The sequence below is a fragment of the Paraburkholderia strydomiana genome (assembly GCF_031456815.1).
Taxonomy (GTDB): domain Bacteria; phylum Pseudomonadota; class Gammaproteobacteria; order Burkholderiales; family Burkholderiaceae; genus Paraburkholderia; species Paraburkholderia caledonica.
Genome location: NZ_JAVDVL010000008.1, coordinates 164,591 through 176,065 on the forward strand (window position 1 = coordinate 164,591; position 11,475 = coordinate 176,065).

Sequence of the window (11,475 nt, forward strand, 5' to 3'; positions counted from 1 at the left end):
AGGTGCAGTCACGGCGGTCGAGGTGTCGGCCGCCATAAACAGCACTATTTAGCGCACTCTCAGCGAATTACTCGGAGCCGCGGACGATCCGCAGGTCGCGCTCTACCGCATCGCCCAAAGCCGCGAGCGCCTTCTTGTAGTCGTCGCGGTCGTACGCGGCGACTGCGTCTTCATACGACGGGAACTCGATCACCACCGTCCGCTCCTTCAGGCCCTGCTCGTGAACTTCGTCCGCGACACCGCGCACGAGGAACTTGCCGCCGGCAGCGGCGACGGCCGGGCCCGCCAACTGACCGTAGGCCGCCAGCTTCGACGGGTCTTTGATCTTGCGATACGTGGTTACCCAATACCCCTTGCTCATTTGACGCTCCTTCTACGTGTTGGCGATGAGTCGAGCAGCGTAACAGAGAATGCCGAGCGCGCCTCTAATGCCCCGATGTGTTGCGGGTTCTCCGGAAAACCAGCAAAGCGCCGGTAGTCGCCTCTACAAATAGCGCCACACGTCTAAAAAAGATGGCCCGAAACGTTGAATAACGGCGGGTGACAAATAGCCGACTTCTCTAGAAACTCTTCGTACGATCCACGTAATGCGTCGACGCCTGGCCGCTCCTGCATGATTTGCAACCGAGTGCGTCACGGTGAGGCAACGAGTCGTCGTTTATCATGGACCTTACACTGCCTTGAATGAAGCTTCAGTTTAGATATGACGAATACCGGCAAGACGTTGATTATCGGTCTGGTGCTAGCGGACCTGGTGGTCTGCGGCTATTTATTTTATCCGCGTGAGGACAGGAAGTCGGCGCCTCCAGCCGAGGCGGCCTTGACCGCACCCGACACGACCGACTCGCGCTCCTACGGCGAAAGCCATGTGATCGCAGGCAGTATCGCGCGTCCTGGTTCGCCGGACGCTAATGCGAACGCGAGCGCTAAATCCAATAGCGGCACGATTGTGAGTGGCGGCGATGTGCGGGCGCCCGCACCGGCCGCGCCTATGCCGACGACGCCTGCAGCCACGGCGGCACCTGCTGCCACAGTGGCGAATATCCCAGCGGCGGAGATGCAACCTCAAGCACAAGTCGCCCAGCCCGCACAATCGCAGGCGCAGCAGACGCAGCAGGCGCAGCAGACGCAGCAGGCGCAGCAGACGCAGGTGCAACCTCAACCTCAATCGCAGCCTCAACAGCAACCGCAGCCTCAGCGCTATAGCGCCAAATCGAAGGCCACGCAGCATGCGGACGACGCGCGGAGCCATGAAGATCTGCGTCGCCATGGTTCCAGCGATGTCGGCGCCTTGATGACGGAGTTGCTCGTCCGCGAATCCGCGAAGCTCGATCCGTCGTTGCCACCGCCGCCCGCGTCTCCGACGCCGCCGCCGTCGTCCGTGACGGATCGGGAGCCGATCAATCGGCGCAACTCGAATCCTGTCGCGGCGGCAATGACCGATCAGCTGGTCAAGGAGTCGGCTCGGGTGACGCCCGCTTCAGGCGCTCAGAGGCAGCCGGGCACGCAATAACCGCCGACTGCTCGAGCGGATGGCCACTTGGGCTGAGCCAGCAATCTCGATGTTCGGGCGCGCATCTTCATGTGAAACGGCATCCGGCGGTTTTCTCGCTGGATGCCGAAGACGCTACCTGGTGGCTGCTCACTCTCCCGACGTTCGGCCCGTCATTCCCCGCAAGACAGCCCCTTTCTCGCGCCATCTCGTTCACGCAGCCTCGTCCTCCAGAATCGGTTCGCGAGCCATGAACCAGTAGAACAGTGCCGCGCATCCGGCAATGGCGCCGCCCGAGATGAAGGCAAGCGCATAGGAACCGGTACGGTCCACGATGAACCCCGCGACGACCGGCGAGAACGCACCGCCAAAATATCCGCCGAAGTTCTGGATCGAACTGACAGAGGCAATCATCGAAGACGGCGCAATGTCCGCCGCCAGCGCCCACGCCGAACCGACCACGGCCGCAATGAATGCGAGCCCGACGGTGAATAAAGCGAGGGTAACGTTCAACGCGTGAGTGAACGGCAACGCAATTGCACACACGGCGGCGCCCACCGCGCAGCACGCAATCAATAACCGTTTCGCGGCGATCGGCGACGCGAATCCACGGTCCACCATCTTCTTCGCAAGGTAGCCAACCGCAATCTCGCCGAGGGCGCCGCCCGCCCAAGGAATGCCCGCATAGACGCCAAGCTGCGCGAACGAAATATGGAACCGGTCGAGCAGATAGAGCGGCAAGAACACGAGGAAGATATTCCACAGCCAGATCGTGCAGAAGTAGCCGAGAATCATGCCCCACACGCTGCGTCGCGCGAACAGCGACCGCCACCGCAGCTTTGAATTGACGAGCGACCGTTCGTGACCGCCGCCACCTGCTTCGATGTATTCGCGCTCGTCTTTGGAGAGACGCTTACTGTCCATCGGATTGCGATACAACATCAGGAACAGCAGCGCAAACGCAATACCGAAAGCACCCGTCACATGAAAGAGCGAGCGCCAGCCGAACGCGACCATCAGCGCGACGAGCATGGCCGGCGCGATGGCCGGCCCCCACTTTGAAGACGAATCCCATACGCCCGTCGCAAAGCCGCGCTCTTTCGCCGGAAACCACGCGGCAGTGATCTTCGCCGACGTCGGCCAGCACGGCGCCTCGCCCACCGCGAGCAACGCGCGCATCACGATGAGTCCGGAGATCGAACCGACCACGCCGGTGAGCCACGTGGCGACGCTCCACCAGATCATCGCAAACGCGTAAGCGCGTTTCGCGCCGAAGCGGTCGATCACCCAGCCCGCCGGCAATTGCATCACCGCATACGTCCACGCAAATACGCTGCCTAGCAGGCCGATCTGCGTGCGCGTCAGGCCAAGTTCCTGGATCATGCCCGGCGCGGCGATAGAAAGACTCGCGCGGTCCATGTAGTTGATAATCCCGCCGATCAGCAACCAGATGAGCACATGCCAACGGAAGTTGAACCGGGCGGGACGCACGGCGGCGGCCGTGAGCGAACTGGTGGGCTTGTCCAAAACGTGTCTCCGTCAAGATGGCCGTTAAAGACCATTCGTCGTTGTCGGTATGCATCGTTCGGTGCAGCGTGGCGCTGTACTTGTATGCACATACTGAATGACAAGTGTACGGACGCAAACGCGAGAGCTCCAATGTCGAAACGGTATGTGGCGATAGCGTTTTCGTTATCGTTACCGTCAGAACGCCATGGTCGATGCGGCGATCGGTGCGTGGCGTTCATCCGGCGCACCGGTTCCGAATGCCGCCTGCCGCGGCACACTAAACTATCGGGCGGCGCGCGTGCCCATCATCGTTCGATACAACTGGAGACAAAGTGAAATTCGACACGACAACCGTCCGGCTGATGCTGACCATTGCGGAAGAAGGCAGCATCTCGCGCGCTGCCGACAAGCTGAGCCTGGCAGTTGCGGCAGCGTCGCGGCGCGTGTCGGACCTGGAGGATCAACTTGGCGCGAAGCTCTTCAGGCGCGTGCCGCACGGCGTGGAGATCACCGAGTCAGGCGCGAAGTTACTGGCGTATGTCCGGCAGATCGACAACCTGATCGACCGCATGGAAGGCGACGCACAGGCGCTCAATCATGGGCTCGACGGACGCATCATCATTGGCGCGCCGAAAGCGGTCGTCATTCAGTTCCTCGCTCGTGAAATCGCCGCGATCCAGCGCAAGTACCCTCGGATCGCGCTGAAAATCGTCGAGGAAAACAGCAAAATCGTGCAGCAACTGCTGCGCGACAAAGTGATCGACGTGGGCATCTACGAGAAGAAAAGCGGCTTTCTGGATCTGGACAAGTTCGCGTATAGGGAGGATCGGCTCGTGCTGGTCTATAGCCGCGCACATTTCACATTCGAGCGGGTGCCCGTGGGCGTCGACGACATTCTCGACCTTCCCATTGTGAGTCTGGGCAAAGGCTCGGCGGTGCTGTCCGCGGTCGAGCGCGCGTATCGCAGCCGCGGGCGGCTGTTCCCGAACAACTTCACGGTAAACGGCTTCGACACGATGCTCGCCATGGTGCGCCACGGTCTCGGCGTCGGCTTGATGCCGCCCGATGTTCTGCAGAGCTTCCATCCCGAGGATTCGCTCGCTTCGGTCGAGCTCGACGCAGACTGGTCCCGGCGTAGCTACGTGTTGTCCTGCGTCGAAGGACACGCTCAGGACCAAACGCTGCGCAACGTCGTGGCTCAATTGCTGGAGGGCGGCGCCTAGCGGAACCACCGGGGCGGTTTCGCGAACCGCGAAACCAGCCATGACGCGGCGATTCTTGCGGCAGCCTGCGCACTCGGCGACAGTGGAGCTACAACACACCACTTATCCGAGGAGGAAGCTCGACATGACGCAATCTGCGCATCTCCCACTGCAAGGCATTCGAGTGCTAGACGTGAGTCAGGTCATGGCGGGCCCGTTCGCCTGCATGATGCTCGCCGACCTCGGCGCGGATGTCATCAAGGTCGAACCGCCAGAAGGCGACCAGACCCGCGGTTCAATGGGCTTCAAGATGAAGGGCCCCGACAGCATGGGCTTCCTTAATCTCAACCGCAACAAACGCTCCGTCACGCTCGACCTGAAGAGCGACGAGGGGCGCGAGCTGTTTTATAAGCTTGCCAAAACGGCCGATGTGATCGTGGAAAACTACCGCCCCGGCGTCGTCCAGCGTTTGCGAATCGACTACGAGTCGATCAAGGCGATCAACCCGAAGATCGTCTACGCGAGCATCTCAGGCTTCGGGCAAAGCGGGCCCTGGGCGTCGCGGCCCGGCTTCGATCTGATGGCGCAAGCCATGTCCGGTGTGATGAGTGTGACGGGCTACAAAGGCGGCAAGCCTGTCAAGGCGGGCGTACCGGTGGCCGATATTGGCTGCGCGATGTTTGCAGTGTACGGTCTCCTGTCGGCTTATATCGGTGCGCAGAAAAGCGGGGAAGGCCAGCATATCGACGCGTCGCTGTTCGACTCCATCATGGCCTTCTCGATCTGGGACATGTCCGACTACTGGGGCACGGGCGTGCCGCCGACGCCGCTCGGCACGAGCAACAAGATGAGTGCGCCTTATCAGGCGGTGAAGGCCCGGGACGGTTACTTCGTCATGGGCGCGACGAACCAGAAACTGTGGACCAAGCTGTGCCGCGTGCTGGAGCGGCCCGATCTGATCGATCATACCGATTACGCCAACGTGTCGCTGCGTCTGAAAAATCGCGAGGCGATGATCGAAGTGCTGGAGCAGGAATTCGGCAAACGCGACAGCAACGACTGGGTCGACATATTGCTCGCTGCGGGCATACCAGCCGGTCCCATTCTTTCGTATCCCGAAGCGTTTGAAAGCGACCACGCCCGGCATCGCCACATGTGCATGGAAATCGATCATCCGAACGAGGGCAAGGTCAAGAACATCGGCTTTCCCGTCAAGCTGCTCGGCACGCCGCCGACCGTGCGCCGCCATCCGCCGCTGCTCGGTGAACATAACGACGAGATCTTCGCGGAGATCAACGGAGCCGCATCATGAGCGAACTGGTCAGCCTGAGCGTCGACCCTTCGGGTGCGGCGGAGATCCTGATCGACAGACCCGAGCGGCACAACGCGATGACGCTCGACATGTACGAGGCGCTACTCGCACTCGTCGCGCAGTGTGAAGCGGATATCAGCGTGCGCTGCATTCTGTTGCGCGGCGCCGGCGGCAAGTCTTTCATCTCCGGCACGGACATCGGCTATTTCACGGGCTTCCGCGATGGTCGCGACGGCGTTGCATACGAAGCGTTCGTCGAGCGCGTGATCGGCACGGTCGAGCGAATTGCGAAGCCGACCATCGCGGTGATAGACGGCTGGGCCGTGGGTGGGGGTCTGGCGCTTGCCACGGCCTGCGATTTCCGTGTTTGCAGCGACGCATCGCGCTTTGGTGCGCCGATTGCCAAGACGCTGTCCAATACGCTTTCATCGCGCAACATCGCGCGGCTCCAGGCGGCGTTGGGCACGCCGCGCGTCAAAAAGATGCTGCTGCTCGCCGACTATCTGACGGCCGACGAAGCGCTGGCCTGCGGATACGTCTATCAGGTCTGCGCGCCTGGCCTGTTGCAGGAAGCGGCGCATACGCTCGCGCAACGGTTGATGGCGCTCTCGCCCGTCACGCAGAAAGCCGTGAAGGAGAGCTTGCGCCGCATCGTAGTCGAGAAACGACTCGACGATGACGACCTGATCGAAGAAGTGTATGGCAGCGCCAGCTTCAAGGAAGCGGTGCTCGCGTTTACGTCAGGCTCTTCGAAGGCGTGAGTGTCCGGGCCGCACATGTATTGCCGGTGCGGTCCCGAAGCACTCAGGCGTACCGCTTAGTCGTAATGTCGATGCTTATGATGCTTCTTGCCCGAGCGGTAATCGCGCGAGTAGTCGTCGGCATACGAGTTCGAACGCGAGATATTGCCGCCGAGCGCGGAGCCCGCGCCGCCGCCTAGCGCTGCGCCGATCAGGCCGCCGCCGCGTCCGCCCATGGCGTTGCCGGCCGCGGTGCCCGCACCGCCGCCCAGCGCGCCGCCTACGATGGCGCCCGTGCGCTCGCGGCGGTTCGACGTCACCGCGCCGCCCGCGCCGCCGCCCACCGCGCCGCCGATCACAGCGCCCGTGCTGCCGCCGACCGCGCCGCCCAGTGCCGCACCCGCTACGCCGCCGAGCGCGCCGCCAAGCGCATTGTTCATATCGCCGGCCACAGCCGACAACGACGCCGCGCTCGTGAGCGCTGCAACAGCCACAATTTTTAGAATTCGCTTCGACATAAGAGGTCTTTGGTTTTTATGAGACGGCGCGAGTATAACCGGCGATTCGAAAGGCTTCTGTAACCGCCTCATCGCGTACCGGTAAGACGTGTAACAAAACCTGCCGCGCCGTCTCTTCCCCTTGCTTCTTGCCTCTCCCCGGCTCGCGCGTCAGCGCTTGCGTTTCTTCTTCAGCTCGATGGTTTCGAACAGTTCATAGTTCGATGTAGGCGTCTGGTCCGCGCCGGGTGCGTGATAGTAGTTCATCGTGATGGTCGTCTCGCCGCCCGGATGGCCCGGCTCATGATCGAACACGGCGATGCCGTAGCCGGTGCCGGTGTCTCGTTGCGCGGACCAGATTGCGTCTTCCACCGCATCGGCGCTTGCTCGCACGAACGTGCCCGCCGTGCTGCCTGGAACCGGACGGTTAGGTCGCGTGAAAATGCGCGCTTGCGGCAGGCCGGTGCCCGCGTCGAGGCCATACACGTCGAGCGGTGCGCTCGTGCCGCCGCCGCCGAGAATCAGGTGGATGGTGCCGTGGCTCGTATCGAATGTGGACGCCCCAGCGGATATTGCGGACATCACCGGCTTCGGCTGCAATGTATCGACGGGACGACCCGTGGCGATATCGGTGCCCTTGTTGTGATTGCAGCCGCGCACGGGATAGCTGCGCTCATAGTCGTGATCGTGGCCGCATAGCACGAGGTCCACGCCATAACGGTCGAAAAGCGGAAGCCAGGCTTCGCGGATGCCTTTGTCGGAGCCGTTGCCCGTCTTCGAAGAACTCAACGCGTCCTGATGCATCTGCACGACGATCCAGTCGACGTCGTCGTCCTGGGCCGCGTGGCGGAGCGTCTTCTCCAGCCAGCGCGTTTGCTCGCCGCCGCTGTAGCCTCGCACATAAAAGGACGTGCCAGGCTCGATCGGCGGATTGCCGGTGCTCGCTGCCGGCACGAGCGGTGCCGGCCCGCCCACGAACGCAGCGGCGTCCTGATAGACGACGTCATCGGCATCGAGCGAAATGAACAGCACCGAGCTCACGCGGAAGCTGTACCAGCGCCCCTGAAAGCGCGTGTGATTGTCAGGCAACGCGTAGCGCGCGAGGTACGACGCGAACCCTTGCTCGCCGTTGTGAAACTCGATCTCGTGATTACCGGGGCATGGCATCCACGGACGATTCGCGGCTGAAGTTTGACAGTTGTTGCCGAAGTCGCGCCACACTTCGGGCTGCTGTGTCGGGTTCAGATTTGCATAACAAAGGTCGCCGTTGAGCAGGTGAAAGAGCGGATGAAAGCGCTCGACCGCCTGCACGGCGAACCGGCTTTGCGGCGACGAGAGCACCCAGCCCGTATTCGGCGTGGCGAGGTCGCCATAACTCGTCCAGCGAAACGGTGCGCGGCCTCGCGGTGCCGTGCGGAAGCTGCCGCTGAAGGGCTGCGCCGCATTGCTGTCGTTATCGGCCGTGACCTCGTATTCGTAACTCGTGTCCGGCTTGAGATCGCGCAGACGCGCGTGATAGTTGAATACCACTTCGCCGTTGAGGCCGTCGGTGTACGTGGTCTGCACGCCATGCACGATCCGTTTGCCTTCTCCAACGCGGCCAATACGCAAATGCGGCTTCACGGCAGCCGCGAGCGACGCCCACGACACCGTGACTTCATTGGATGGATCGTTGCCCCAGGTCAGGTGTACCTGCTCCGGTGTGCCGTCCGGCGTTGTGCCTGCGGCGCGCGCCGTTGACAGCGCGTTGGCTGCACTAGCGAGACTCGATGCGCCGGCGAACTTCAGGAACCCGCGACGCGAAACGATGGAAGCGCCCTGATCGGCTGGCGAAGCCTTAGCGTTTTTTGTGTTCGACATGTCTATGTTTTGTGGGTAGGAAGGACTGGCGGCTTGACCAGTGATCCTAGTCGCGAAACAGTGACAGTTGAATGAAACCGGCCAAACGTTAACGACTCGGAGGCTGAGGGCTATTGGCTGGATTCGTATCGAACTTCGAAATGCGCTCAATACCGCTTTCAATACCGCCGGATGCGCCGCTCTCACCGCATAGCGCTAATAGTTCGGTCTCCATTGCATCGGCGGTCTGCTTGTCGTAGATCTGTTCGCCATTCACGTAGACGGTGAACGAGCGCAGGTACTTCGCTTTCTTCTCCGGGTTTTCGATCGTCTCGCGCGTCCACTGATAGAGCGGATATTTTTCGATGCCGAGCCGCTCCGCCTCGCTCACGTAGTCCGCGAATGCGTCGTACTGACAAATTACGGTTGCGTTATGCCGATGCAAAATCCGTTGAAGCGGGACATGCGCCGCGCCGGAAGAATCGGCGCGCAATGCACTGGCAAGTTCTGGCGAGACGGTGAGCCGTAGCTGGAATTTGAGTGTCGAGTCCACGTGTTCCTCACTGTCGGATAAAGGCGCCGTATTGCGCCGCAGTCATGAAACCGCCTAGGCCGGATTCACCGATTGCGCCGGCAGCTTCTCGTCGATGCGCGCGATCTCGCAGCCTTGCACCGGTCTGCCGAGTAAAAACCCCTGCGCATGTGTGCAGCCGGAACGGCGCACGAAGTCAAGTTGCTCTTCAGTTTCGATCCCTTCCGCCGTGGTCGGCATACCGATCTCGCGTGCCAATGCGACGATCCCTCGCACGACCGCAGCAGACTCACGCCGATGCACCGACTCCTTGACGAACGAACTGTCGATCTTCAGCTTGTCGAATGTGAAACGCACGAGCGTCGACATCGTCGAGAAGCCCGTGCCGAAATCGTCGAGCGCGAGGCCGATACCCAATGCACGCAACCGCGAAATATTGCGCCGGGTCACGACGTCGTCGTTCAGCAGTACCGTCTCCGTCACCTCGATGTTAAGACGCTCGGGCGGAAGCCGCGTCTTGCGAAGCACGCCCGCAACGATCGACGCAAACGTCTCTTCACGCAATTGCACCGGCGATACATTGACTGCAACCGGAACCTTGTCGCGCCACATGACCGCTTCCTTGCACGACTGCAATAGCGCCCATTCGCCGAGCGCGAGGATCAGGCCGGTGCGCTCGGCAGTCGGAATGAAAGCCGAGGGCGACAGCTCGCCGCGTGTCGGATGCTTCCAGCGAATCAGCGCCTCGCGGCCCGTCACAAAGCCGCTGGCCACATCGACAATCGGCTGATACTCCATGCGCAGTCCGCTGAACGAACGCAGCGCCCCTTCAAGGTCGCTGCGCAGCAGGCTCAGGTTTTCGTCGGATACATGCTGCTCCGCGTCGAAAATGACGTACGCGCTCTTGCCGCTGCGCTTAACCGCATACAACGCGCGGTCGGCGCAGATCAGCAATTGCGGCCCGGTCGTCGCGTGCTCGGGACACAGCGCGACGCCCACACTCGCGCCAATATGCACGAGCGCCTCACTCAACGCGAAGGGCCGGGCCAAGGTTTTGACGATTCTGTCCGCGAGCACGCGGACATCGCGGGACGGGTCGGGTGCTTCTGAAATGACCACGAATTCATCGCCCGCAAGGCGTCCGACGATGTCGGCGGCAGGCAGCACTTCGCGCAAGCGGACCGCGGCCTCCTGGAGAATCTGGTCGCCGGCGGCATGACCCAGGCTGTCGTTGATTGCCTTGAAGCCGTCCAGGTCGATCAACAGCACGGCAAACAATGGCTCGCGATGCGACGAGCCCACCGCCGTGCGCTCCAGCAGCAGTTCGTTAATGCGCGCCCGATTCGGCAAGCCCGTCAGGCTATCGTGATGCGCAAGCCGCTGACTGTTTTCGCGCGCGAGCAGCAGCGCGACCGTATCGCGATTACTGCGCAGCGCAACGGTCAGAAAACCGGCGGCACAGAACGGCGCCTGAAACAGCAGCACGAGTTTTCCCGAGCCGGGCGACAGCGCGGCGCCGACTCCCAGTAAACCGAGAATAAAAAGGATCTGCAGCATGACCAGCCGCGGCGTGGCCGCATTGCGTCCGGCCAGCCCGCCGACAACGCCGACGGCGCAAACATTGCCAAGCAGAAAGAGCGTCGCGTCGCCGCTGATATTGCACAGCAAACTACCGAAGCCAAACAACGCGCTCCACAGAATACTTGCGAACACAAACGCGGAGGTAGGCGTGGGCAAATCCCGCGCCCTACAGCGGCGACACAGCCAGATAAGCCAGAGACGCACCATGAGCAGCGCAACAACGGCGCCTGTCCAACTCGCATATAGCAGGTTTGGATACAGATAGTAGGCCGTGGCGCAGACGCTGATTTCGCAGATCGACGCGAACACGATTGACCACGTTCGCGTGAAAAGATTGGCGAGAAGTATTTGCCGGTTCTCGGCGCTCAGGTTTTGAGCCGAAGAGACGATCCACTTGAAAAATGGAGACCTTGGTTCGCTAAAAGCCATGACCCGCGCATTTTTAATGGTTAGTGAATCGAAACGGCAGCGTGGCCGATTATTACGTAAACCTAAGTCGAAAGGTTAAATCGGACAGGGAAGCGGCGTAAATCGCCTTCCCAATTGTTGGGCATCCAGAGCAAACCGAAGGCTGCTGGTCGCGCTTGCGAACACCCGAATCGACAAGGTTCTCTATTTCCGCCTTTCGTAAGGTTAACCCCGATTTAAACGCAAACCAACAAAAGGGACATTCTGTTTGCTGCGTGTAATCAGAGTGCAAACCAATTGACGCCTCCGCGAAGCTCCGGCTCCGCGGCTGGCGCAGACACCCAGACATATCTCGCGCCCGAA

Annotated in this window: 10 protein-coding genes; 4 read left to right on the forward strand and 6 right to left on the reverse strand. The window is 61.5% G+C overall.

Annotation, left to right across the window (positions count from 1 at the left end):
- Positions 1-67 precede the first annotated feature (67 nt).
- Positions 68-361, reverse strand: coding sequence for a DUF1330 domain-containing protein (locus J2W46_RS21845; RefSeq protein ID WP_310356049.1), 294 nt, complete (start codon positions 359-361; stop codon positions 68-70).
- A gap of 342 nt (positions 362-703) precedes the next feature.
- Here J2W46_RS21845 and J2W46_RS21850 point away from each other — a divergent pair, with 342 nt between their 5' ends.
- Positions 704-1,513 (forward strand): hypothetical protein, encoded by an 810-nt coding sequence (locus J2W46_RS21850; protein WP_310356052.1) that lies wholly within the window; start codon positions 704-706, stop codon positions 1,511-1,513.
- A gap of 192 nt (positions 1,514-1,705) precedes the next feature.
- Here J2W46_RS21850 and J2W46_RS21855 read toward each other — a convergent pair whose 3' ends face one another.
- A complete protein-coding gene (locus J2W46_RS21855; protein WP_088175548.1) occupies positions 1,706-3,019 on the reverse strand; it encodes an MFS transporter in 1,314 nt (437 codons plus the stop codon).
- Between the two features lie 314 nt (positions 3,020-3,333).
- On the opposite strand from J2W46_RS21855, the gene J2W46_RS21860 reads away from it, so the two are divergent.
- The 3 genes from J2W46_RS21860 (at position 3,334) to J2W46_RS21870 (ending at position 6,276) form a co-directional block, all read left to right on the forward strand.
- The gene (locus tag J2W46_RS21860) at positions 3,334-4,224 is read left to right on the forward strand and encodes a LysR family transcriptional regulator (protein WP_310356055.1); all 891 of its coding nucleotides are present in this window, start codon (positions 3,334-3,336) and stop codon (positions 4,222-4,224) included.
- Positions 4,225-4,348: 124 nt separating this feature from the next.
- On the forward strand, positions 4,349-5,515 hold the full coding sequence (locus J2W46_RS21865; protein ID WP_310356057.1) for a CaiB/BaiF CoA transferase family protein: 1,167 nt from the start codon (positions 4,349-4,351) through the stop codon (positions 5,513-5,515).
- A complete protein-coding gene (locus J2W46_RS21870) occupies positions 5,512-6,276 on the forward strand; it encodes an enoyl-CoA hydratase (protein ID WP_310356059.1) in 765 nt (254 codons plus the stop codon). Before J2W46_RS21865 ends, J2W46_RS21870 begins: the two co-directional genes overlap by 4 nt.
- Positions 6,277-6,332: 56 nt before the next feature.
- Here J2W46_RS21870 and J2W46_RS21875 read toward each other — a convergent pair whose 3' ends face one another.
- The 4 genes from J2W46_RS21875 to J2W46_RS21890 form a co-directional block, all read right to left on the reverse strand.
- On the reverse strand, positions 6,333-6,773 hold the full coding sequence (locus tag J2W46_RS21875; RefSeq protein WP_020068793.1) for a hypothetical protein: 441 nt from the start codon (positions 6,771-6,773) through the stop codon (positions 6,333-6,335).
- A gap of 150 nt (positions 6,774-6,923) precedes the next feature.
- The gene (locus J2W46_RS21880) at positions 6,924-8,612 is read right to left on the reverse strand and encodes a purple acid phosphatase family protein (protein ID WP_310356062.1); all 1,689 of its coding nucleotides are present in this window, start codon (positions 8,610-8,612) and stop codon (positions 6,924-6,926) included.
- An 88-nt stretch (positions 8,613-8,700) separates the two neighbouring features.
- A complete protein-coding gene (locus tag J2W46_RS21885) occupies positions 8,701-9,144 on the reverse strand; it encodes a hypothetical protein (protein ID WP_288826820.1) in 444 nt (147 codons plus the stop codon).
- A gap of 54 nt (positions 9,145-9,198) precedes the next feature.
- Positions 9,199-11,133, reverse strand: a complete 1,935-nt coding sequence (locus J2W46_RS21890) for a putative bifunctional diguanylate cyclase/phosphodiesterase (protein WP_310356068.1) — start codon at positions 11,131-11,133, stop codon at positions 9,199-9,201.
- Between the last annotated feature and the right edge of the window lie 342 nt (positions 11,134-11,475).

Coding starts and splice junctions, on each gene's coding strand:
- J2W46_RS21845 (WP_310356049.1), bottom strand. CDS start 361: ATGAGCAAGGGGTATTGGGTAACCACGTATCGCAAGATCAAAGACCCG.
- J2W46_RS21850 (WP_310356052.1), top strand. CDS start 704: ATGACGAATACCGGCAAGACGTTGATTATCGGTCTGGTGCTAGCGGAC.
- J2W46_RS21865 (WP_310356057.1), top strand. CDS start 4,349: ATGACGCAATCTGCGCATCTCCCACTGCAAGGCATTCGAGTGCTAGAC.
- J2W46_RS21870 (WP_310356059.1), top strand. CDS start 5,512: ATGAGCGAACTGGTCAGCCTGAGCGTCGACCCTTCGGGTGCGGCGGAG.
- J2W46_RS21875 (WP_020068793.1), bottom strand. CDS start 6,773: ATGTCGAAGCGAATTCTAAAAATTGTGGCTGTTGCAGCGCTCACGAGC.
- J2W46_RS21880 (WP_310356062.1), bottom strand. CDS start 8,612: ATGTCGAACACAAAAAACGCTAAGGCTTCGCCAGCCGATCAGGGCGCT.
- J2W46_RS21890 (WP_310356068.1), bottom strand. CDS start 11,133: ATGGCTTTTAGCGAACCAAGGTCTCCATTTTTCAAGTGGATCGTCTCT.